The organism is Loktanella atrilutea, from assembly GCF_900128995.1.
Classification (GTDB): Bacteria; Pseudomonadota; Alphaproteobacteria; order Rhodobacterales; family Rhodobacteraceae; genus Loktanella; species Loktanella atrilutea.
The window spans coordinates 79,196-101,957 of sequence record NZ_FQUE01000001.1; the positions used below are offsets into that span (position 1 = coordinate 79,196).

Here is a 22,762-nt window from a genome sequence, read left to right on the forward strand (position 1 = left end):
CAAGCGGACGAGCCGGGGTGCGGCGGATTGTTGGCGCTACTGAACCTGCCGCTTTTCCAGTTTGCGCGCCAGCGTGCGGCGGTGCATCCCCAGCCGACGCGCTGTTTCCGAGATGTTGAAATCCGTCGCCACAAGCATCTGGTGGATCGTTTCCCATTCCAGTGTCTTGATCGAGGTCGGCCGGTGCGTCGGCTGCACCTCTGCATCCCCCGCGACGCGGGCGAAGGCCGCAAGGATGTCGTCGGTATTCGACGGCTTGGTCAGGTAATTGCAGGCGCCGAGCTTGATCGCCTCTACCGCCGTGGCGATGCTGGCAAAGCCAGTCAGCACGACGATCCGCATGTCGGGGTCGTGGTCGTGCAGCAGATCGACGCAGACCAGCCCGGATTCGCCCGATAGCTTCAGGTCGACGACGGCATGGGTCGGAATTTCGATCGCAAGGTGCTGTCGCAGCGCATCGGCAGAGGCCACCCGCGCTACGTCGAACCCGCGCCGCGTGAGGGAGCGTTGCAGGGTAAGGGCAAGATCGTCGTCATCCTCGACGATCAGGATTCGCGCGTCTGGCGTCATCGGCTGCACCTTGGGCTACGGCCAGGCGGGCCAATGGCAGTTTCATGGTCACAGAGGCGCCGCCCGCCGGATGGTTCACCGCCTTCACCTCTCCACCCAGTTTATGTATCGCGTTCACGACCAGAAACAAGCCGACGCCCTTGGCCTCTCCGGGCTTGGTGGAGTTATAGGGCTTGCCGAATTTCGCGAGGACGCCTGCGTCGAAGCCGGGACCGCGGTCGTCGATCCGCAGCACCAGCGCGTCGTCCCGCTGCATCGCGGTCAGGTAGATGCGGTCGGGCGAGGCCTCCAGCGCATTGTCCAGCACGGCCGTCACCAGTTGCTTGATCGACGGATCGGTCAGGATCGGCAGATCGTCGTCGATGCGGTTGTAGAATTGCAGCGCCTCGGTCTGGCGGCTCTCGGTCCACTCCGCGACCAGATCGTCAAGGAAGGCGTTCACGCTGGACCGGCCGGGAGCGATGCCACGCGTCTCTCCAGAGGATCGCAGGATCTCTCCGACGATGCCCTTGCAGCGATCCAGCGCCTTTTGCATCTGCGCGACGTCGTGCTGCAGGTCGGTGTCGTCGCGCGTCGCCATCAGGGTGCGCCAATCGCTGAGGATGACAGAGATCAGCGCCAGCGGCGTGCCAAGCTCATGGGCGGCGCCCGAGGCAAGCAGGCCCATCCGGACGATGTGATCCTCTTCTGCCGCCTGCTGGCGCATGTCGGCCAGTCGCGCGTCGCGGTCCCGCAGGTTGCGGTTAATCCGCGTGACGAAGGCCGCGATCAGCACGGCATCGATCACCAGTGCCACCAGCATGCCAATCAGGTAGATCGGAAAGATGGTTTCTTCGCCGGGCAATTGCAGCGGCAGGTAAAGGAGCGTCAGCGCCCCCGCCAGCACCGCGGTCAGGCCGATGAAGATCCAGCAGTCGCGCGGCCGCAGCAGCACCGCGGCGAGGGTGATCTGCAACAGGTAAAGCGCCGTGAACGGGTTGGTCGCCCCGCCCGACAGGCCCAGCTGCACGGTCAGCAAGACGGCGTCGATCATCAGGGGCCATGCGGCACCCGGAACCCGCCCGCGCCGCAGGGCGGCGAGGCTGACAAGGTTCAGGACCAGAAGCGCAGTGAGCGTCGCGGCCATCCACACAAGCGGCAGATCGACCTGCATGGCCGTCGCGACGAAGGCAATCGTCGCCACCTGACCGCCCATTGCGATCCAGCGCAGCTGGATCAGCAGATGCTGGTTCTGCAGATCGGCCTCGACCGCGCGGGTGGATCTTTTGCGAAACATCGCGGCGGGTGACAGGTTCACGACGTGGTCCTGCCGGCTGCGCGATCTTGCCGGATCAGGATGACAAGACCGACGACAGTGCCGAGGGAAAGGGCGAACCATGTCAGCGCGTAGGACAGATGGCTGTTGCGGAAGGCGACGACGGTCAGGCCGCCCACCGGCAGGCCGCCGGGGTTGGGTGTCGCGTCGGCGTCGATGAAGACGGGCGCCAGTGGCGTGCCGATCGCCTGCGCGATGGCCGCGACGTCGCGGGAATACCAGCGCCCCTCGGCCGGTGCATTGGCGCGCAGAAAGGCACCACCGGGTTCGGTCATCCGCATCAGGCCGGTAACGGTGAGGGTGCCTGCGACCTGACCGTCGCTGCGGGTTTCGGGGTCGCGCCGATCGGCGGGGACGAAGCCGCGGTTGACCAGCCACGTGCCATCCTGTGTCTCCAGCGGCGTCATCACCCAGAACCCGCCGCCCAATTCGGTGACCGCCTTCACCAGCACCTCGTCCGCGTGGCGAAACTGGCCCGTCACGGTGACCTTGCGGTAGCGGTCATCGGTCCGGCTGATCCGGGCCCAGTCCCCGGACCCGGGGGCGGGCACGGCTGGGGCGGCCAGCCGCGCGTCGACGGTGGCGATCAGGTCGCGCTTCCACGCCAGACGCTCGACCTGCCAGATGCCGAGGGCGCAGAACAGCCCGATCAGCATCACCCCCAGCCCGATGATCAGCCAGAAGCCTGTCCGCGACCGGCGGGTGACGTCGGAAGACATCGCAGACGCCTTACATGTCCGGCTGCATCGGCATCATGTTGGCGTTCAGGTGGTACATGACCCAGACAGACCCCGCCAGCATGATGCCGAGAATGATCAGCGTGAAGATCAGCGAAATCATCGACCAACCGCCTTCGGTCCCCGGCTTCATGTGCAGGAAATAATACATGTGCACGACGATCTGCACGGTGGCGGTCGCCAGCACGACGAAGACCGTCAGGTCGCGGCTGGGCAACCCGCCTGTCATCACCACGTAGAATGGGATGACCGTCAGGATGACGGCCAGAACGAAACCCGTAACGTAGGACCGAATAGTGCCGTGGTCGTGCGCGGCGTGGTCGTGCGTGTCATGGCTGCTCATCAGATCAGTCCCATCAGGTAGACGAAGGTGAAGACGCCGATCCAGATGACGTCCAGAAAGTGCCAGAACAGGCTGAGGCACATCAGCCGGCGCTTGTTGAAGTCGGTCAGGCCGAAGCGGCCAACCTGCACCAGCAGGGTGATCAGCCACAGGATGCCGAAGGTGACGTGCAGCCCGTGGGTGCCGACCAGGGCGAAGAAGGACGACAGGAAGGCAGAGCTCTGCGGCCCGGCGCCTTCATGGATCAGATGATTGAACTCGTAGATCTCAATCCCGAGGAAGACCGCGCCGAAGAGGCCGGTGATGATCAGCCAGACGACCATCGGTTTCACCCGGTCGCGGGCCATCTCCAGCATCGCGAAACCATAGGTGATCGACGACAGCAGCAGCATCGAGGTGTTCACCGCGACGAGGCTGAGGTCGAAGAGCTCTCTGGGCCCCGGACCGCCGGCATAGCTGCGACCGAGGACCGCGTAGACCGCGAAGAGCACCGCAAAGATCAGGCAGTCGCTCATCAGGTAGATCCAGAAGCCCAGCATGGTGCTGTGGCCTTCGGGATGGTGCGGCTCTTCGTCGGCGTGAAAGCTGCGGACGTCGTCGGTCATGGTGGTGCTGCTCATCGCTCAGGCCCCGCGCGTCAGAAGCTGCGTGCGCGCGGCTTCGGTCTGGGCCACGGTCTTGGCCGGAATGTGGAAATCGCGGTCCGTATTGAAGGTATGCGCGATCGCCGTGGCAAGGATACCGACGAAACCAAGCGCCGCGAGCCACCAGATGTACCAGATCAGGCCGAACCCGCAGGCCACGGACAGCGCCGCGATGATGACGCCGGCCCCGGTATTGCGCGGCATGTGGATCGCTTTGAAGTCGGCAGCGGGCCGTTCGTAGCCATGCACCTTCATGTCATGCCATGCGTCGATGTCGTGCACGATCGGCGTGAATGCGAAGTTGTAGTCCGGCGGCGGTGAGGAGGTCGCCCATTCCAGCGTCCTCCCCTGCCACGGGTCGCCCGTCAGGTCGCGGTTCTGCGCGCGGTCGCGGATCGACACGGCGATCTGGATCAGGAAGGCCGCGATGCCGACGGCGATCAGGGCCGCCCCGAAGGCCGCGATCAGGAACCAGATCTGCAGGCTGGGGTCGTCGAAGACACGCGTACGGCGCGTGACGCCCATCAGGCCCAGCACATAAAGCGGCGTGAACGCACACCAGTAGCCGGTGACCCAGAACCAGAAGGAAATCTTGCCCCAGAACTCGTTCAGCGAGAAGCCGAAAGCTTTAGGGAACCAGAAGGTCATGCCGGCGAAGGCGCCAAAGACGACGCCGCCGATGATGACATTGTGGAAGTGCGCGATCAGGAACAGCGAGTTGTGCAGCACGAAGTCGGCAGGCGGCACGGCCAGCAGCACCCCCGTCATGCCGCCTACGGTGAAGGTAATCATGAAGGCGAGGGTCCACATCATCGGCAGCTCAAACCGGATGCGACCGTGGTACATGGTGAACAGCCAGTTAAAGAGCTTGGCCCCCGTCGGGATCGAGATGATCATCGTCGTGATGCCGAAGAAGGAGTTCACGCTGGCCCCGGACCCCATGGTGAAGAAGTGGTGGAGCCAGACGAGGTAGGACAGGATCGTGATCGTCACGGTCGCATAGACCATCGAGGTATATCCGAACAGCCGCTTGCCCGAGAAGGCCGAGGTGATTTCCGAGAAGATGCCGAAGCAGGGCAGGATGAGGATGTAGACTTCCGGGTGGCCCCAAATCCAGATCAGGTTCACGTACATCATCGGGTTGCCGCCCGCATCGTTCGTGAAGAAGTGCGTGCCGATGTAGCGGTCCAGCGTCATCAGGACCAGCACGGCGGTGAGGACGGGGAAGGAGGCGACGATCAGCACGTTGGTGCACAGCGCCGTCCAGGTGAAGATCGGCATCCTCATCATGCTCATGCCCGGCGCGCGCATCTTGATGATGGTGACCAGAAGGTTGATCCCCGACAGCGTCGTGCCGACGCCCGCGATCTGCAGGCCCCAGATGTAGTAATCCACCCCAACGCCGGGACTGCTGGCCGGGCCCGACAGGGGCGGCATCGCCAGCCAGCCCGCGGTCGAGAATTCGCCGATGAACAGCGACATCATGATGATGACGGCCCCGCCGGCAGTCATCCAGAACGAGAAGTTGTTGAGGAACGGAAAGGACACGTCGCGCGCGCCGATCTGCAGCGGCACGATGTAGTTCATCAAACCGGTGATGAAGGGCATCGCTACGAAGAAGATCATGATGACGCCGTGCGCGGTAAAGATCTGGTCGTAGTGGTGGGCGTTCAGGTATCCTTCCGATCCGCCGAAGGCCATCGCCTGCTGCAGGCGCATCATGATCGCGTCGGAAAAGCCCCGCAGCAGCATGACGATGCCAAGGATCATGTACATGATGCCGATCTTCTTGTGATCGACGGAAGTGAACCATTCGGTCCAGAGGTAGCCCCAAAGACGGAACCAGGTGATTGCGGCCAGCAGGGCCGCGCCCCCCAGCATCACGACGATGAATGTGACGAGCACGATAGGCTCGTGGAACGGAAACGAGTCCCAGGACAGGCGTCCGAACAGGACGCTGGTGGCGGTGTCTTGCGCTGGCAATGTCATGGTCGTTCCGTTCAGAGGGTATCTTGGGGGGCGGCGGTCTTGCCGAAGAAGGGGGTCAGTTCGCGGGACAGCCCGTGCCCGCGCAGGCCGTCCGTCGCGGGCGCCGGTGCCTCGGTGTCGATTGGTGTCGTGGCCGCGTTCTCGGTCGCCGTCTCGGGCGTGCCGCCGGTGCCCGCGACGGGCTTGTCCTCGTCCATGGTCATGCCGGGCATGTCGTGACCGGTGCCGTGGTCCATCGGCTCGGCCGCGGCGGTGCGGGCGTCCTGCATCATGATCTCGTCCATGCAGGTCGTGCCTTGCCTGACGCACATGTTGACAATGTCGTGGAACAGAACGCCGGACACATTGCCGAAATAGGCGGGTGGCACGTTTTCGGACGGTTCCGTCAGCGTCAGGTAGCTTTCGGCATCCAGCGTGTCCGGGGATTCCTTCGCCTTGGCGATCCAGTCCTCGAATGTGGCCTCGTCGGTGGCATGGACCTTGAACCGCATGCCGGAAAAGCCGGCTCCGGAATAGTTGGACGAAAAGCCGTCGTAGACGCCCTCGGCATTGATGACGCCATGCAGCGCCGTCTGCATGCCGGGCATGGTGTAGATCATGCCGGCCATGGTCGGGATGTAGAAGGCGTTCATCACGCTGTCGGATGTCAGCTTGAAGGCGACGGGTCGGTCCACCGGCATGGCGAGTTCGTTCACCGTGGCGATGCCGTATTGCGGATAGATGAACATCCACTTCCAGTCGAGCGCCACGACCTCGACCTCCAGCGGGGTGGCATCAGGGCCGATGGCATTGCCGGCAGAGATACGGTCGAGCGGCCGGTAAGGGTCCAGCAGGTGCGTGCCGACCCACGTCAGGCCGCCGAGACAGATCACGATCAGCAGCGGCGCCGCCCAGATCACCAGCTCCAGCCGTGTCGAATGGCTCCACTCCGGGTCATAGGTCGCGTCCGTATTGGACGCGCGGTAGCGAAAGGCGAAGAAGGCGATCAGCAGCAGCACCGGCACGATGATCAGCAGCATCAGGTAGGTCGAGTGTACGAGGATGTCCCGCTGCCGTGCTGCCACGTCGCCGGCGGGCGCCAGCACCACGGGCTTGCAGGCCGCCATCGCGGCAAGGGACAGGGACAATGCTGCAAGACGTAGACGTTTCAAGGTATTTCCAGTCTGTTGGTCCGTGCGGCCTCAGGCTAGCACAGTTTGCCTTCGCGGTGTATCCTTGGCACTACCGGTCATGCCGCACCTGCAACATTGGACAATTTGTCCAATCCCCGGCCGCCGGCAAATGGCGCAGTTAGACCGCAAGACTGACCGAACGGAGCATCACGCCGATGACCAGCAGCACATCCACCGTCGCGGAACGCGATGCGCGCGCCCTGCATCACGCCGACGTGCCGCTGGAACCGGGCGAAATCTCGATCGGGGTGATTATCGGCCGCACGTCGGAATTTTTCGACTTCTTCGTGTTCGCCATTGCGTCGGTGCTGGTGTTCCCTGCACTGATCTTCTCTTTCACCGATCCGTTGCACGGCACGGTCTACTCCTTCGCGATCTTCGCGCTGGCCTTCATCGCGCGGCCCTTCGGCACCGTCATCTTTACCCGCATCGACAAGAACTTCGGGCGCAGCGTCAAGTTGACCTCGGCCCTGTTCCTGTTGGGCGTTTCGACCGCGGCACTGGCATTTACGCCAAGCTATGAGCAGGCGGGCGGTTATGCGATCGCCATGCTGGCCGTGCTGCGCATCGGTCAGGGGCTGGCGCTGGGCGGCGCATGGGACGGCCTTGCCTCGCTTCTGGCGATGAACGCCCCGCCCAACCGGCGCGGCTGGTACGCCATGGTGCCCCAGCTGGGGGCGGCGCTGGGCATGATTGTCGCCAGTGGGCTGTTCCTGTTCCTGATCATCCGCCTCAGTGCCCATGACTTCCTCGAATTCGGCTGGCGCTATCCGTTCTTCTGCGCCTTCGCGATCAACGTCGTGGCGCTGTTCGCCCGCCTGCGGATCGTCGCGACGCCGGAATACGAACGCCAGTTCGCCAATCTGGAACTGAGCCCCGTGAAGGTCAGCGAGACCGTCCGCAACGAGGGACGCAACCTGCTGCTGGGCGCCTTCACACCGCTGGCAAGCTTCGCGCTGTTCCACATGGTCACGGTGTTCCCTTTGTCTTGGGTGTTCCTCTACACCACCGATAGCCCGGCCGAATTCCTGATCATCGAGATCCTCGGCGCCGTCATCGGCTTCTTCGCGATCCTGCTGTCGGGCATCCTCGCCGACCGGATCGGCCGCCTGCGCCTGCTGACCCTCTGCGCCGTTGCGATCGGTGTCTTCGCCCTCTTCGCGCCGATCCTGCTGAGCGGCGGGATCGCGGGAGAGGTGATCTACATGTTCACCGGCTTCGCCCTGCTGGGCCTGTCTTTCGGGCAAAGTTCCGGTGCCGTGGCCGTGCGCTTCTCGCGCAAGTATCGTTATACCGGGTCGTCGCTGACGTCGGATATCGCATGGCTATTCGGCGCGGGCTTTGCCCCGGGCGTCGCGTTGCTGTTGTCGTCGTCCTTCGGATTGTGGAGCAGCGGCGCCTACCTTCTGTCGGGCGCTGTCTGCACCTTCATCGCGCTGCGCGTGACCACGCACCTCGAATACGCGGACTGACGGTCAGGTGCCGTAGCGGCCAAGGAACATCGCGACCGCTGCCGCAGCGCTTTCGGCGATGGCCGCGGGGTCCGGGGGCGTCTGGGCATGCCCGAACAGCCGCCGACGCCACAGGCCGACGGTGGATAGTTCGATCAGCTGGCCGGCGGCGAGGGCTGTGTCCGGGATCGCAAGTCGGCCCGCCGCAACCTCCTTGTCCAGCCGCTGCGCGAGGGTGCGTTGCGCATGCAGCGCACCGTCCTCGTAAAAGCGCATGCCGATGTCGGGCATTCTTTCCGCGATGCCGATGACGATGCGCTGCGCCCGGATCACCGTGTCGGAACACAGCACCTGCGCCAGGGCGGTCGCAAACGCCGTCAATCGGTCGGGCAGGGGGGCGTCGCCGTCCATCGCGTCCTCGACCCCGATGAACAGCCTGTCGCGCTCCTGACTGACAAGCGATTCGAACAGGTCTTCCTTGCTTGCGAAATAGACGTAAAGCGTGCTTTTCGACACGCCGGCGGCGCGACAGATGTCGCTGACGCCGGCCCCGTCGAAACCCTTTTCCATGAAGATCTGCGCGGCCCCGCGCAGGATGGCCGCCCGTTTTTGCGGGTCGGTGCCGGCGGCGTGGCGCCGTTGTACTGTCTGATCCTGTTCCATGACACGGGTATAATCGAACCGATCGGTTCGATGAAGTCTTGATTTGTGCATGACTTTGTCCTACCTCCCGATCGAACCGATCGTTTCGATTCGCATGAAAGGACGTTCCATGGCACGCCACGACCGTACATTGTCACCCGCCGCCGTGCCGGATGCCGCCACGACGCCCCCCCTTGCCGCGCCGGAAAAGCCCGCGGGTCGCAGCCGCAAGAAGATCGTCCTGATGATCGTGGCGCTGGCGGTCATCGGCGGCCTTGCCTACGTCGGGCAGGGCTGGTGGACGACGGGCCGCTTCATGGTCGACACGGACGACGCCTACGTCACCGCGGATATCACCCTGATCTCCAGCCGGGTGCAGGGCTACGTCGCTGCGGTCGAGGCGGTGGAGAATCAGACCGTGAAGGCCGGGGACGTGCTGGTGCGGCTGGACGACGGCGACTATGCCATTGCCCTCGACGTGGCGAAAAGCCGAGTTGCGACGGCAGACGACACGCTGGCGCGGATCGACGCCCAGATCGATGCGGCCGAAGCCGGTGTTGCGCAGGCGAGGGCGATGCGCGACGTGGCAGGAGCGCAGCTGCGAACCGCCACCACGACGGCAGAGCGGACGGAAAAGCTGAGCCGCGATAACGTCGCCTCTCAGGCACAGCTGGATACCGCGACCGAGGGGCTGGACACCGCCACGGCCTCCATCGCGAACGCCGACGCCGCCATCGCGGCGGCAGAGGCGCAGGTCGCCGTGCTGCAGGCCCAGCGGGCCGAGGCCGAGGGAACGACGCGGGAGCTGGAACTGGCCGTCGATCAGGCCGCGCGCAATCTGGACCTGACGGTGCTGCGCGCGCCCGCCGACGGCACGCTGGCCAACCTGACGCTGGAGGTCGGCGATCTGGTCGCCCCCGGCGCCCGTCTGGCGGCGCTGGTGCCGACGCAGAAGCTTTACATCGAGGCGAACTTCAAGGAAACGCAGATGCCGGGCATCCATCCGGGTGCTACGGTCCACATCACCTTCGACGCGCTGCCGGATGTGGAATACGAAGGAACCGTCGATTCCTTCGCCCCCGCGACCGGGTCGGTCTTCAGTCTGCTGCCCGCCGACAATGCGACCGGAAACTTCACCAAGGTCGTGCAACGCGTCCCGGTTCGGATCGCGATCCCGGCGGATGCGCTGGACACCGGCCTGCTGCGCGCCGGCCTGTCCGCCGTGGTCGAGATCGACAGCCGTACCGGCAACGGCGCGGTCATGGCGGCCAAGTGACATGGACGACGCACCGGAACTGACGGGACGCCGGATCGCGGCCTTCATGGTCATGGTCGTCGGCATGTTCATGGCGATCCTCGACATCCAGATTGTCAGCGCCTCTCTGCCTGACATCCAGGCAGGCCTTGGCGCCAGCCCGGACGAGATCAGCTGGGTCCAGACCGCCTATCTGATCGCAGAGGTCATCATGATCCCGCTGTCGGGGTTCCTGAGCCGGGTCATGTCCACGCGCATCCTGTTCACCGCGGCCGCCGCCGGGTTCACCGCCGCCAGCTTCATGTGCGCCACCTCCGGCTCGATTTCCGAGATGATCCTTTGGCGCGGATTGCAGGGATTTCTGGGCGGCGGCATGATCCCCTCGGTCTTCGCTGCGGCCTTCACGATCTTTCCGCCGTCCAAGCGCAACGTGGTGTCGCCGATCATCGGCCTGATCGCGACGCTGGCGCCGACCGTTGGGCCAACCGTGGGCGGCTACCTCAGCCACGCGCTGTCGTGGCACTGGCTGTTCCTCGTCAACGTGATCCCCGGCATCGCCGTCGCCATCGGCGCATGGACCCTGATCGACTTCGACCGCCCGAACTGGAAGCTGTTCAATCGTTTCGACTGGTGGGGACTGGCGGCGCTCGCCGGGTTCCTCGGCGGGCTGGAATACGTGCTGGAGGAAGGGCCCGCCAACGACTGGCTGCAGGACGAGGCCGTGGCCGTCCTCGCCGTCATCATGGTCGTGGGGGCCATCGTCACCTTCTGGCGCGCCTTCACGCGGGAAGAGCCGATCGTGGACCTGTCCGCCTTCGGCAACACGAACTTCGCCGTGGGGTCTGTCTTCAGCTTCACCATGGGTATCGGCCTTTACGGGCTGACCTACCTCTATCCGCTCTACCTCGCCTCGATCCGCGGGTACGACAGCCTGATGATCGGAGAGACCGTCTTCATCTCGGGGCTCGCGATGTTCGTCAGCGCACCGCTGGCGGGGATCCTCGCATCGCGGCTGGACCTGCGGGTCATGCTTCTGATCGGCTTCATCGGCTTTGCCACCTCGACATGGATGCTGACCGGGCTGACTGCCGAATGGGATTTCCGGGAACTGATGTTGCCGCAGATCCTGCGCGGGCTGTCGCTGATGCTGTGCATGGTGCCGATCAACAACCTCGCCCTCGGCACCCTGCCGCCGGAGAAGATGAAGGGGGCGTCGGGCCTGTACAACCTGATGCGCAACCTTGGCGGTGCGGTGGGCCTTGCGGTCATCAATACGCTGCTGACCGACCGCCGCACCCTGCACTACGAACGGCTGTCGGAGGCGGTCAACTGGACCAACGACGAGGCGCTGCGCCAGCTTGACATGATGGCGCGGAATCTGACGGCGCGCGGACTGGACGGCACGACCGGCGCGCTGGCCCAGATGGCCGGTCGGCTGCGCGGGCAGGCGGCGGTGATGTCTTTCATCGACGTCTTCGTGCTGATCACCGTGCTCTTCGGCGGGCTGGCGTTGGCGGCGCTGCTGATGCGCGCACCGCCGAAGGACAAGGCGGTCGCGGCGCATTAGGCGGTCTGGCCCGTCGGGCCGGATGGAGGCGCTGCCTCCAGACCTCCGAGGTATTTTTAACCAGAAGAAGGGGGCGCGGCCCTGCCGTGGCGGGGCCGCGCCGGTGGTGCGGCCTACATCGCCGGCAGGATCGCCATATCGCGGATCGTGCCATCGACGCCCTCGATCGGGCCGGCCTCGGTCGCGGCGCCGGTCTCGAGGTCGACGGTGTAGAGCGTCGTGCCGTTCACCAGCCAGCCGGTGTTCTCCATCGCCTCGGTGGTCTGGATGTCGAAGGCATAGTTCGCCTCCGGCGCCTCGATCCCCAGCTTGCCGATCGCGCCCAGCGTGCCGTCGTTGGGCGAGACCTGCTGGATCACCGCGACGATGGTGCTGTCGATGTCGAACATCGCCGTACTGTCGGGCTTGCCATAGCTGTTGATGTAGGCGGCGGCGGCAATGGCCGGAGTTTCGCCCACGTGCATGTCGCCCGCCTGCCAGTCGAGGCTGCCGTCAACCGTCACAGCACCCGTGTCAACGTCGACGCGGTGGTTCGTCGTGCCAGTCATGAAGCGAAGCTTGTCGGCCATCGGGTTGAAATCGACGATGACGGGCTGGTCGGTGACGGGAAGCTCCGTGTCCATCGTGGACATCTCGGTCGCGGCGCCGGTTGCCGGGTCGATGCTGACGACGACCATGTCTGGCGTCACGCCAACAAGCGTCTTGTCGGAGGGACGCAGGTCGAAGCCCAGCAGGCTGTCGACGCCGGTCACGTCCATCGTGCCGGAGACGGCCAGCGTCTCGGTGTCGAACATCACGAGGGTCTTGTCACCGACGAGGCCCACCGCGGGCGCCGCATGGGCGGCCGACAGGGACAGGGTCAGTGCAGTGGTCGAGAAGACTGCGATACGAAACATGGGTCAATCCTTTTCAAGGTCTGCAAAGGCACGGCGCTCGTCGCCGTCCATGTCCCGAAGACACGGGGGATGCGAAATCGGATGCAGAAATATTGAATTTATCTGCATCCGGGGCGGCGGCCCTCGTGTCTTCGCTTTTGAAAGGGGCAAGATTGATGCATCAACACACGCGACAGATGACCGATGTCACCGCCTTTGCCCCGGTGCTGCGGCACATCCAGACGCGAGAGGACGACCCCTTGACCGACGACAGTGCCAAAGACCGCGCCGCCCGTCTGAACGCGGCGGTGACCGCCTGCGCCGCGGGGGATCAGTCCGGCGTCGATGCGATCCTCGGGCTCGAAGGGCCGCAGTTGCTGGGTCTGGCTCACCGTATCCTGTCCCGCCGCGACCTTGCGGAAGAGGCCCTGCAGGATGCCATGGTGCAGGTCTGGCGCAAGGCTGCCCAATTTGATGCAGGGTCCGGGTCCGCGCGCGGCTGGATCTACGCCATCCTCCGCAACCGCTGTCTGAACATCCTGCGCGACCGCAAGCGCCTGTCGATCCTGGACCCCGGCGATCTGGCGACACTGCAGGAAGGGCGCCAGCGGATCGTGCCGGAGGAAGGCTGGGAACTGCTGGCCGGGCCGGGGCGCATCCGCGCGTGCCTGCGCGGTCTGGATCAGCCCAGCCGCCACGCCATCCTGCTGGCCCATGTCGCGGGCTTCACCCACGCCGAGATCGCCGCCCGTCAGGACATGCCGCTCGGCACGATCAAGTCGCTCATCCGTCGCGGCCTGCACGCATTGAAGGAGTGCCTGACATGACCCGCCTGTCCGACGAGATCATGGCCCTGTCCGACGACTACGTGCTGGGCTTGCTGTCGCCCGCCGAGGCGACGCTGATGGAGGCCGTCATCGCCCGAGAGCCCGAACTGTCCCGCAGGGTGGGCCGCCTGCGCGATCAGTTGCTGCCGCTCGACCTGTCGGCGGACCCTATGCCCCTGCCGGAGGGATTCGCGGCGAAGGTGCGGGGGCAACTTCCAGCGCAGCAGGGGACAGCAGTACCGTCGGTGGACGCGACGCCGTCCAATGCATCGGGCGCACCGGGTCGCAGGGCGTTGGGCCTGATTGCGGCGGCGGTTGCCGGTCTGGCCTTGGGGGTCGGATTGACCGGCATGCGGCCCCTGCCTGCGCCCACCGTCGTCGCGGTGCTTGTGGACGCGGATGGTGTGCCGCAGGCCGTCATAGACGACTACGGCAACGATACCGCCACGGTCCGATTCGTTGCCGACGTTGCCGTGCCCGCCGACCGGACGCTGCAGGTCTGGACACTGCCGTCGCAGGACCTCGGGCCGATATCGCTCGGCACGCTCGACCGGACGGCGCCGGCGCAGCTTCGCTTTGCCGACCTGCCGGATCCCGGTGCGCAGCAGCTTTACGAAGTGACGCTGGAACCGCTGGGCGGCTCGCCCACCGGGCGGCCAACGGGGCCGATCATCGGCAAGGGGTTCGCGGCACCGCAAGCCTGAAGCGCCGACGGGATAGCGTGGGGTATTCACCGGGCGCCGGGACTCCGAATTTTCTAGAAAATTCGGGTGGCAGGCGGATGACGGTCCCCCCCGGCCGCCCGCGTCTTTCAGCGCTTGACGAAGTCAAACATCGTATCATGGGCAATGGGTTCGCGCCGCGCCAGACTTGAGGCGGCGGGATTACGGGCGGCATCTACTAGGTGCCAAGACTCCGAATTTTCTAGAAAATTCGGGAGGCAGGCAGCTGTCGCCGCGGCCTGCCTCCCGTCGGTCAGCGCCCGACGGCGTAGGCCTGCATCAGCCGCGGCGTCGCCGCCGCCCGCATCAGGCCGGATGCATCGCGGCTGGCGGCGGTCAGGCGGCCGACGCTCCAGGGTTCGGCCACCTGCACCCTGTGCCCGCGCCCGCGCAGGTCGGCGATGACGCCCTCGCCGAACGACGGTTCCACCATCAGGTGACCGGGATCGGTTGCCCGGGGATAGAACGAGCCCTGGAAGTGGGCCGTGTGGAACAGCGGCGCGTCGATCGCCGCCTGCAGGTTCGTCATGCCGTGGACATGGCGCAGGAAGAACATCAGTTGCCACTGGTCCTGCTGGTCGCCGCCCGGGGTGCCGAAGACCATGCTGGCGCGACGATTCCGCCCCGCGATGGAGGGCGACAGCGTCGTGCGCGGCCGCCGTCCCGGGACCAGCGAGGTGGGCAGACCCTCGGTCAGCCAGAACATCTGTGCGCGACTGTTCAAGGGCATGCCAAGGCCGGGGACCACTGGCGACGATTGCAACCATCCCCCAGAGGGCGTGGCAGAGACCATGTTGCCCCAGCGGTCGATCACGTCGATATGCACCGTGTCGCCGCGCTTCTCGCTCAAGTGCGCCATCGTGGGCTCGCCGGCACCGACGCCGGTGTCCGCCACCTCGGCGCTCGCGCGCTTCAGCGCCTCGCGCACCCACAGATCGTGACCCACGATCTCTCCCGGGCGCTGGTCGAGCGAGGCCTCCGCGCCGATCATCGCGCGGCGGATCGCGGCGTAGTCCTTCGACAGCAGGGTGTCGGTCGGGATGTTCGTATGGTCCGGGTCGCCGTAGTAGGCCTCGCGGTCGGCAAAGGACAGCTTCATCGCCTCCGTCACCCAATGCACGAAATCCGCGCCGTTCGGGTCCATGTCCGCGATGCCGGAGCCTTCGAGGATACGCAGGGATTGCAGCATGGTCGGCGACTGCGCCCACATGCCGGCCTTCCATACGGTCCAGCCGTTGTAGTCGATGGACAGCGGTGCCTCGTAGGTGGCTTCCCAACCCGCCATGTCATCGCCGGTCAGTACGCCCTTGCGACGACCGCCGGCGGCATCCATGACGCAGGCCTCGCGCATCCAGTCGTCGATCGCCTCTGCGACGAAACCCTTCGAGAACGCGGCCCGCGCCGCCTCGATCTGGGCGTCATGGCCACTGGCCGCCTCGGCCTCGGTCAGGATGCGGTCCCAGGTGTCGGCGAGGGCGGGGTTGCGGAACAGGCTTTCCGGGGCCGGGGCCTGCCCCCCCGGCATCCACGTGTCATAGGACGTGGGCCATTCGTCGCGGAAGAAGTCGCCAAGCCCTGCAATCGTCGCCGACACGCGGGACAGCACCGGGTGGCCATGGCGGGCATAGTGGATCGCCGGTTCCAGGATATCGCGCAGCGGCAGCTTGCCGTGGTCGCGCAGCATCAGCATCCAGGCGTCGAACACGCCCGGAATGACCGTCGCCAGCAGCCCCGATCCGGGAATCAGGTCCAGCCCTTCGTTTTTGTAGTGCTGGATCGTCGCCCCCGCCGGCGCGGTGCCCTGGCCGCAGACGACGCGGGGCGTGTCCTCTCCCGCGACCTGGATCAGCGCGGGCATGTCGCCCAGCGGGCCGCAGAGGTGCGGCTCCACCACGTTCAGCACGAAGTTCATCGCGGCGGCGGCGTCGAAGGCGGTGCCGCCTTTTTCGAGGATGCTCATGCCGACGGCAGAGGCGATCCAGTGAGTCGAGGTCGCGACGCCGAAGGTGCCCAGGATTTCGGGCCGGGTGGTGAATTGCATGGATATCGTCCTGTTCAGTTGTCGCGGGGATCGAGGGCGTCGCGCAGACCGTCGCCCAGAAGATTGAAGCCGAGCACGACGAGGAAGATCGCGATGCCGGGGTAGAGCGCCAGCCAGGGCGCCTGTTCGAGGAACTGCTTGGCAGTGTTCAGCATCGACCCCCAGCTGGGGGCCGGCGGCTGCTGGCCAAGGCCGAGGAAGGACAGCGACGCCTCGGCGATGATCGCCGTGGCGATGGTCAGCGTCGCCTGCACCAGCAGCGGCGGCACGATGTTGGGCAGGATGTAGCGCGCGATGATGTCGCGGTGCGTGAGGCCGATGGCGGTGGCGCCCTCGACGTAGTCCTCTGTCAGCACCTGCATGGTCTGGGCCCGGGCCAGTCGAATGAAGATCGGCACCGCCGAGATGCCGATCGCGATCATCGCGTTTGTCAGCGATGGGCCAAGGAAGGCGGCCATGGCGATGGCGAGGATCAGGAAGGGGGCGGCCAGCAGAGCCTCGGTCACGCGGGAGATCGCGGCGTCGGTCCAGCCGCGCGCGTAGCCGGCGGCGACTCCCAGCGGTACGCCGATCACCAGCGCGATGGTGACGGACACGACGCCCGCCATCAACGACGCCTGCGCGCCCCAGATCATGCGTGACAGCATGTCGCGGCCCAGCTCGTCGGTGCCGAACCAGTGCACGGCAGAGGGCGCCTTGCGCACCGCGCCGAAATCCGTGGCGGCGGGGCCGGGGATCGGCAGGACGGGGGCGAGGATCGCAACGATGCAAAAGAAGGCCACGATGCCGCCGCCCAGCAAGGCGGCCGGGTTCTTCCTCAGCTTGCGCCAGACACGGCTCTGCTTCGGCGGCAGGACTTCCGAGACCTCCTGCCGGGACGGGGCGGTGTCGAGGGTGACGGGGTTGCTCATGATTCGATCATCTTCGGGTTCAGGACGCGGTAGAGCGCGTCGGAGAGGATGTTCATCAGGATAAAGGCAATGGCCGTGCACAGCACGATGCCCTGCACCACGGCGTAATCGCGGTTGAACACCGCATCCACGACCAGCTTGCCGAAACCGGGGATGGTGAAGATCTGTTCGGTCAGCACGGCACCCGCAAGCAACTCGCCGAACAACAGCGTGACGACGGTCACGACGGGCACCAGCGCGTTGCGCAGGGCGTGCTTGACGACCACGGCACGTTCGCCCAGACCCTTGGCGCGGGCGGTGCGGACGTAGTCGGACTGCAGCACACCCAGCATGGCCGACCGCGTGTGCCGCATCAGCGTGGCGGCCAGCCCCGTACCGAGCACGAAGGCGGGCATCAGCATGGTCTGGATCGACCGCAGTGGATCGTCCGAGAATGGCTGGTAGCCGGAGGCGGGAAGCCAGCCGAGGTTCACCGACACGAGCAGGATCATCATGATCCCCAGCCAGAAGTTCGGGATCGACAACCCCGACAGGGCGACGACATTGGCAACCCAGTCGATCCAGGTCCCCTTCGTGTAGGCCGACAGGATGCCCGCCGGGATGCCGATCACGACGGCGAAGAACAGCGCCATCAATGCCAGCTGGATGGTCACGGGCAGCTTCTGCGCGATCAGTGTCGTGACGTTCTGATTGGTTCGCAAGGAGATGCCGAGATCGCCCTGCAGCGCGTTCCAGACCCAGTTGAAGTACTGGACGTAGATCGGATCGTTCAGGTGGTATTTTGCCCGCAGGAATTCCAGCATCTCGGGGTTGCGGTCCTCACCGGCCAGGGCCAGCACCGGATCGCCCGGCAGCAGCTTTTGCAGCAGGAACACGAAGACCGAGATCAGCAGGATCGTCGGGATCGCGATCAGAAGGCGGTGGCCGATGAAGCGGAGCATGGGATGTCCTTGCGGGGATCAGGGTGGCCCGGCGACGCGTGCCGCCGGGCCGTGGTCAGGTCATTCGGCCTTGGACACGCCGGCCAGACGGATCATGCCGTCGGGGTAGGCGGTAAAGCCCGTGACGCCCTTGTCCATCGCCCAGATCCAGTTCTGGTGGTAGACGTAGATCAGCGGTAGCTCGTCATCGAGGATCGCCGTCGCCTGATCGTAAAGCGCCTTGCGCGCGGCGGTGTCGTTGGTGGCGCGCGCCTCGTTCAGCAGGCGGTCGACCTCGGGGTTGGAGTATTTTGCATCGTTCAGCCCGCCGTCCGTCGTGACGAACTGGTGGATGTTGCCATCGGGATCGACGCGGCCCGACCAGCCGATCTGGCTGATCTCGTAGTCGCCGGCGGTCTGCTGGGACAACTGGGTGGCGAACTCCTTGGCGACCACGTTAACGGTGATCCCGGCCTCCGACGCCATGGCCTGAATGACCTGCGTCACCTGCTGGTTCACCGGGTCGGTGCTGACCTGGATCTCGACCGTCGGGTTCTCGACACCGGCCTCGGCCAGCTTGGCTTTCGCGGCTTCGACGTCGCGGGCGGGGATCGGAATGTCCTGGTTGTACCAGGGCGAGGTCGGCGGCCACGGCTGGTTGCCGGCGGCGAAGGCGCCTTCGAACACGACCTGATTGATCGCCTCGCGGTCGATGGACAGCGACAGGGCTTGCCGCACCAGCTTGTCCTGACCGAAGGGGTTCTGCGACTTGTCGCCGTTGCCGACGTTGACCGTCAGGCCCTGATAGCCAAGGGAGGTGGCCTGCTCCATCGTCAGCCCGTCGTCGGCCTTGACCGAGGCCACGTCCGTTGCCGCCAGCCGTTCGATCATGTCCACATCGCCGGCGCGCAGGTTCGCCAGACGCACGGTGGTGTCGACGATCGGCAGAAAGGTCACGGTGTCGAAGCTGTACTTGTCCGCGTCGTAGTAGTCCGCGAACTTCGTCAGCACGATGCGGTCCTGTTGCACCCGCTCGGTAAAGCTGTAGGGGCCGGCGCAGACCGGCGCGTTGCCGAAATCGGCACCCGCTGCCTCTGCCGCGGTGGGCGAGACCATCATGCCGGCGCGGTCGGCCAGCTGTGCGATCAGGGTTGCGTCGGGCTGGGCGACGGTGATCTCGATCGTGGTGGGGTCGACGACATTGGTTCCGGTGATCGAGGCGACCTCGGACTTGCGGCGGCTTTCCTCCAGCGTCTGGGAGCGGTTGATGTTGTAGGCCACCGCCTCTGCGTCGAACTTGGTGCCGTCCTGAAAGGTGACGTCGTCGCGCAGCTTCATGGTCAGGGTCAGGTTGTCGTCGGACCACGACCATTCGGTCGCCAGCATCGGGATGATTTCAAGGTCCGGGGTGATGTCCACCAGCTTGTCGCAAAGCGAGGCATAGACGATGCGCCCCACGAAGGTGCGCGACTGGTCGGGGTCGAGGATGTCGGGATCTTCTGCCAGACCGATCTTCAGATCGGCGGCGAAGAGGGGGGCTGCGGTCAGCATCAGCATGGCTGACAGGGTCAATACGGCTGGTTTCTTCATGGTCGTTCTCCTGACTGTTGGATCAAGTGGGCGTGGTGGTGCGCGCCGCGTCTGCGCTGCGGTCGCGGTAGAGGTCGAAGCGTGCCTGCGCGGCGGCAGACCGGGTCTGGCCGGTGGCGGCATGGCCTTGCAGCGACAGGGTCGCAGCGTGGTGGCACGCGGCCCACCGGTCGGGACCGGTGGCGGCGAGGGCGGGGCGCGTGGTCGTACAGACCTCGGTCGCGTGCGGGCAGCGGGGGTGAAAGCGACAGCCGGTCGGCAGGTCGATCGGATTGGGCGGATCGCCCTGCAACTGCGCCGCGGCGCTGCGCGCGCCGACCTGCGCCACGGGGATCGCGGCGATCAGTGCGGCGGTATAGGGGTGCTTCGGGTTTGCAAACAGATCGGCCACCGGGCCCTGTTCAACGATCTCGCCCAGATACATCACTGCGACGCGGTCGGCCATGTGGCGCACGACGGCCAGATCGTGGGCGATGATGACCAGCGTCAGGCCAAGCGCCTCCTTCAGGTCCTGCAGGATGTTGATGACCTGCGCCTGGATCGACACGTCCAGCGCCGACACCGGCTCGTCACCGATCACCACCTTGGGTTCGGTGATCAGGGCACGCGCGATGCCGATGCGCTGGCGCTGCCCGCCCGAGAATTCGTGTGGATAGCGGTCGATGACTGAGGCGGGCAGGCCGACGCGGGCGAGCATGGCAGCCACCTTGGCGCGGCGGTCCTGCCTGTCGCCGATGTTGTGGACCAGCAGCGGTTCCTCGATCAGCGCGCCGATGGTCATGCGCGGGTTCAGCGACGAAAACGGGTCCTGAAAAATGAACTGCAGGTCGCGGCGGAGGTGCCGCATGTCCTCTGCGGGAACATTGGCGATGTTGCGCCCCTGATAGACGACGGTGCCGTCGCTGGGCGACATCAGCCGCACCAGCAGGCGGGCGAGCGTGGACTTGCCGCAGCCGGATTCCCCCACGATCGCCAGCGTCTCGCCGCGGCGGATCTTGAGGTTGATGCCGTCCACGGCGCGCACGACCTTGGCCTCGCCGAAGAACGGCTTGCGCCCGGTGAACCGCTTCTGCAGCGCCTGCGTCTCGAGGATGATCTCGGTATTCATGCCGCCACCTGCGCATCAAGGGGAGCTTTCCAGCAGGCGACGCGGTGACTGACGTCGCCCGCCACCGGAAGGGTCGGCGGCACCTTGGCGCATTGCGCATCGGCAAAGGGGCAGCGCGCGGCAAAGCGGCAGCCACCGGGCATCTCTCGGGCCGGCGGGACGACGCCGGGGATCGTGACCAGCCGGTCGCCGTCACCATCGAGGCCGGGCATCGAGGACATGAGGCCGATGGTATAGGGGTGCTGCGGGTCGTCGAAGATGGCAGCGGCAGAGCCGGTCTCGACCATCTGACCCGCATACATGACGGCGACCATGTCGGCCATTTCCGCGACCATGCCAAGATCGTGGGTGATCAGGATCATTGCGGTACCGGTGTCGCGCTGCAACCCGCGCATCAGTTCCAGGACCTGCGCCTGTATGGTGACGTCCAGCGCCGTCGTCGGCTCGTCCGCCAGCACGAGATCCGGCGCATTGGCCAGCGCCATGGCGATCATCACCCGCTGGCGCATGCCGCCGGACAGGTTGTGGGGGTAGACGTCCAGCCGCGTCTCGGGCGCGGGGATGCGGACCCGGCGCAGCATTTCCAGCGCATGGGCACGGGCCTCGGCCTCTGACTTGCCGGTGTGGCGGCGGACCGCCTCGGCTATCTGGTCGCCGACCTTCAGCGCCGGGTTCAGGCTGGTCATCGGTTCCTGAAAGATCATCCCGATCCGGTCGCCGCGCAGGCGGCGCATCTCTGCCGCAGGCAGGGTCAGCAGGTCGCGGCCCCGAAAGTCGGCGGTGCCGCCGGTCACCCGCAGGGGGGGTGTCGCCAGCAGGCCCATCAGCGCCAATGCCGTCAGGCTCTTGCCGCAGCCGCTTTCGCCGACGATGCACAGGGTTTCTCCCTTGTTCAAAGTAAACGTCAGGTCGCTGACCAGATCGCGCTCGGTGCCGTCGATGCGGATGCCAAGGCCCGTGACCTGCAGCAGGGGTTCAGTGGTCATGGGCATGATCCTTCAGGGAGTCCCGCAAATTGCGGGTCAGATGCACCAGATGATCCGTCATCGCTGCCTGCGCAGCATCGGGATCACGCGCATCGATCGCGTCGATGATCGCCATGTGCTGGGAATCGTAGAGCTTCAGCAGCGCCGGCGACCGGGCGAGATCGCGCTTTTGCTGCCAGTCGGCGGACCCGCGCACCTCGTCGACCAAGCCGAAGGCGACCGAAAGCAGCCGGTTGTCGGCGATCCGGGCGATCAGGCGGTGCAGCGCCCCGTCCCACAACTCGGTCGAGTCGCGATCCTGCGCGTGGCTGACGCGGTCCGCAAGCATCCGCAGCCGGTCCACGTCCTCTGCGGTGGCCCGGCGGGCGCAGAGGGCGGCCAATTGCGGTTCGATGCCCAGCCGCGCATCCATCACCGCCAGCGCGTCGACGTCGCCCGCGATCTCGGCCGCGAGGCCGGTGATGATCTGCGGCGGCTGCCCGACGAAGGTGCCCTTGCCTTGCTGGCGCCAGACCAGCCCTTCGGCCTCCAGCACTTCCAGCGCGCGGCGGACGGTGTGGCGCCCCACGTCCAGTTGCTGCGACAATTCCCGCTCGGTCGGCAGACGTCCTTCGTTCGGCACGGCGCCGCTGTCGATCATGCGACGGATCCGCGTCAGGGCGAGCGATGTGTTGTCGAGGGGGTGGCCGGTCGTGGTCATCAGCCCAATCTTTTTATTGGTTTCGCCCAATCAGACAATGGTTGCGATGCCTTAAAGTCAACCGGAACCGGGTCAGACGTGACGAAATGATGAAATTTGCCATCCATGCACCGAATATAGCATAATATTTGTGCATAAGATCATTTTGGCGGCGAAAGATGTGTCCCCTATATGAAGTTATCCGTACAAAACACGCGACATGCGTGCATGGCAGAGCCCGCTACCCGCCAAGATAAGTGTGATTTCCCGTCGTAACCGGCGTTACGTAATGCGGTTACCCTTGCCATCTTGACGGACAGAGTGCGCCGCGACAGGCTGCAACGACATCTGGCTGAACGCCAATCCGGCATGCGCGCCCCGATCCGAACATCACATCCTGATGCCTTCGGGCGGGGCT

At 65.6% G+C, this 22,762-nt stretch carries 21 protein-coding genes; 5 read left to right on the forward strand and 16 right to left on the reverse strand.

From position 1 onward, the window contains the following. Positions 1 to 36 precede the first annotated feature (36 nt). Genes BUA54_RS00410 through cyoA form a run of 7 tightly spaced genes read right to left on the reverse strand, consistent with a single transcriptional unit; the run spans position 37 to position 6,749 of the window. Positions 37 to 570 carry a response regulator transcription factor gene (locus BUA54_RS00410; protein ID WP_072855244.1) on the reverse strand — a complete coding sequence of 178 codons (534 nt, stop codon included), beginning with the start codon at positions 568 to 570 and terminating at the stop codon, positions 37 to 39. Continuing rightward, positions 533 to 1,867 carry an ATP-binding protein gene (locus BUA54_RS00415; protein WP_218588257.1) on the reverse strand — a complete coding sequence of 445 codons (1,335 nt, stop codon included), beginning with the start codon at positions 1,865 to 1,867 and terminating at the stop codon, positions 533 to 535. Before BUA54_RS00415 ends, BUA54_RS00410 begins: the two co-directional genes overlap by 38 nt. Further along, the gene (locus tag BUA54_RS00420; protein WP_072855245.1) at positions 1,864 to 2,604 is read right to left on the reverse strand and encodes an SURF1 family protein; all 741 of its coding nucleotides are present in this window, start codon (positions 2,602 to 2,604) and stop codon (positions 1,864 to 1,866) included. The genes BUA54_RS00415 and BUA54_RS00420 overlap by 4 nt, the downstream gene beginning before the upstream one ends. Positions 2,605 to 2,614: 10 nt before the next feature. Continuing rightward, on the reverse strand, positions 2,615 to 2,965 hold the full coding sequence (cyoD, locus tag BUA54_RS00425; RefSeq protein WP_072855246.1) for a cytochrome o ubiquinol oxidase subunit IV: 351 nt from the start codon (positions 2,963 to 2,965) through the stop codon (positions 2,615 to 2,617). After that, complete coding sequence (gene cyoC, locus BUA54_RS00430) at positions 2,965 to 3,585, reverse strand: cytochrome o ubiquinol oxidase subunit III (RefSeq protein WP_072855247.1); 621 nt, start codon at positions 3,583 to 3,585, stop codon at positions 2,965 to 2,967. The genes cyoD and cyoC overlap by 1 nt, the downstream gene beginning before the upstream one ends. Positions 3,586 to 3,588: 3 nt before the next feature. Further along, positions 3,589 to 5,598 carry a cytochrome o ubiquinol oxidase subunit I gene (cyoB, locus tag BUA54_RS00435; protein ID WP_072855248.1) on the reverse strand — a complete coding sequence of 670 codons (2,010 nt, stop codon included), beginning with the start codon at positions 5,596 to 5,598 and terminating at the stop codon, positions 3,589 to 3,591. 11 nt (positions 5,599 to 5,609) lie between these two features. Continuing rightward, entirely contained in the window at positions 5,610 to 6,749 is a 1,140-nt protein-coding gene (cyoA, locus tag BUA54_RS00440; protein WP_245810528.1) for a ubiquinol oxidase subunit II, read from the reverse strand. Between the two features lie 176 nt (positions 6,750 to 6,925). Between cyoA and BUA54_RS00445 the strand changes: the two genes are divergently transcribed. Further along, positions 6,926 to 8,242 (forward strand): MFS transporter, encoded by a 1,317-nt coding sequence (locus tag BUA54_RS00445; RefSeq protein WP_072855249.1) that lies wholly within the window; start codon positions 6,926 to 6,928, stop codon positions 8,240 to 8,242. A gap of 3 nt (positions 8,243 to 8,245) precedes the next feature. On the opposite strand, the gene BUA54_RS00450 is transcribed toward BUA54_RS00445, so the two are convergent. Beyond that, on the reverse strand, positions 8,246 to 8,935 hold the full coding sequence (locus BUA54_RS00450; protein ID WP_072855250.1) for a TetR/AcrR family transcriptional regulator: 690 nt from the start codon (positions 8,933 to 8,935) through the stop codon (positions 8,246 to 8,248). Positions 8,936 to 8,993: 58 nt separating this feature from the next. Here BUA54_RS00450 and BUA54_RS00455 point away from each other — a divergent pair, with 58 nt between their 5' ends. Both BUA54_RS00455 and BUA54_RS00460 read left to right on the forward strand, forming a co-directional pair. Beyond that, positions 8,994 to 10,139 (forward strand): HlyD family secretion protein, encoded by a 1,146-nt coding sequence (locus BUA54_RS00455; protein ID WP_072855251.1) that lies wholly within the window; start codon positions 8,994 to 8,996, stop codon positions 10,137 to 10,139. A gap of 1 nt (position 10,140) precedes the next feature. Continuing rightward, positions 10,141 to 11,685 carry a DHA2 family efflux MFS transporter permease subunit gene (locus BUA54_RS00460; RefSeq protein WP_072855252.1) on the forward strand — a complete coding sequence of 515 codons (1,545 nt, stop codon included), beginning with the start codon at positions 10,141 to 10,143 and terminating at the stop codon, positions 11,683 to 11,685. 113 nt (positions 11,686 to 11,798) lie between these two features. Here BUA54_RS00460 and BUA54_RS00465 read toward each other — a convergent pair whose 3' ends face one another. Further along, entirely contained in the window at positions 11,799 to 12,581 is a 783-nt protein-coding gene (locus BUA54_RS00465; protein WP_072855253.1) for a DUF4394 domain-containing protein, read from the reverse strand. A 176-nt stretch (positions 12,582 to 12,757) separates the two neighbouring features. Here BUA54_RS00465 and BUA54_RS00470 point away from each other — a divergent pair, with 176 nt between their 5' ends. After that, a complete protein-coding gene (locus tag BUA54_RS00470) occupies positions 12,758 to 13,387 on the forward strand; it encodes a sigma-70 family RNA polymerase sigma factor (protein WP_084114098.1) in 630 nt (209 codons plus the stop codon). Continuing rightward, positions 13,384 to 14,091: an anti-sigma factor gene (locus tag BUA54_RS00475; RefSeq protein ID WP_072855254.1), complete on the forward strand. Its 708-nt coding sequence runs from the start codon at positions 13,384 to 13,386 to the stop codon at positions 14,089 to 14,091. The genes BUA54_RS00470 and BUA54_RS00475 overlap by 4 nt, the downstream gene beginning before the upstream one ends. A gap of 271 nt (positions 14,092 to 14,362) precedes the next feature. On the opposite strand, the gene BUA54_RS00480 is transcribed toward BUA54_RS00475, so the two are convergent. Genes BUA54_RS00480 through BUA54_RS21700 form a run of 7 tightly spaced genes read right to left on the reverse strand, consistent with a single transcriptional unit; the run spans position 14,363 to position 22,365 of the window. After that, on the reverse strand, positions 14,363 to 16,150 hold the full coding sequence (locus BUA54_RS00480; protein WP_072855255.1) for a gamma-glutamyltransferase family protein: 1,788 nt from the start codon (positions 16,148 to 16,150) through the stop codon (positions 14,363 to 14,365). 14 nt (positions 16,151 to 16,164) lie between these two features. After that, entirely contained in the window at positions 16,165 to 17,061 is an 897-nt protein-coding gene (locus tag BUA54_RS00485) for an ABC transporter permease (RefSeq protein WP_072855256.1), read from the reverse strand. Further along, on the reverse strand, positions 17,058 to 18,002 hold the full coding sequence (locus BUA54_RS00490; RefSeq protein ID WP_072855257.1) for an ABC transporter permease: 945 nt from the start codon (positions 18,000 to 18,002) through the stop codon (positions 17,058 to 17,060). The genes BUA54_RS00485 and BUA54_RS00490 overlap by 4 nt, the downstream gene beginning before the upstream one ends. A 60-nt stretch (positions 18,003 to 18,062) precedes the next feature. Continuing rightward, positions 18,063 to 19,571 (reverse strand): ABC transporter substrate-binding protein, encoded by a 1,509-nt coding sequence (locus tag BUA54_RS00495; RefSeq protein ID WP_072855258.1) that lies wholly within the window; start codon positions 19,569 to 19,571, stop codon positions 18,063 to 18,065. Positions 19,572 to 19,593: 22 nt separating this feature from the next. Next, positions 19,594 to 20,679, reverse strand: a complete 1,086-nt coding sequence (locus tag BUA54_RS00500) for an ABC transporter ATP-binding protein (RefSeq protein WP_072855259.1) — start codon at positions 20,677 to 20,679, stop codon at positions 19,594 to 19,596. Next, positions 20,676 to 21,665 (reverse strand): ABC transporter ATP-binding protein, encoded by a 990-nt coding sequence (locus tag BUA54_RS00505; RefSeq protein ID WP_072855260.1) that lies wholly within the window; start codon positions 21,663 to 21,665, stop codon positions 20,676 to 20,678. The genes BUA54_RS00500 and BUA54_RS00505 overlap by 4 nt, the downstream gene beginning before the upstream one ends. Then, a complete protein-coding gene (locus BUA54_RS21700) occupies positions 21,655 to 22,365 on the reverse strand; it encodes a FadR/GntR family transcriptional regulator (RefSeq protein ID WP_072855261.1) in 711 nt (236 codons plus the stop codon). Before BUA54_RS21700 ends, BUA54_RS00505 begins: the two co-directional genes overlap by 11 nt. Between the last annotated feature and the right edge of the window lie 397 nt (positions 22,366 to 22,762).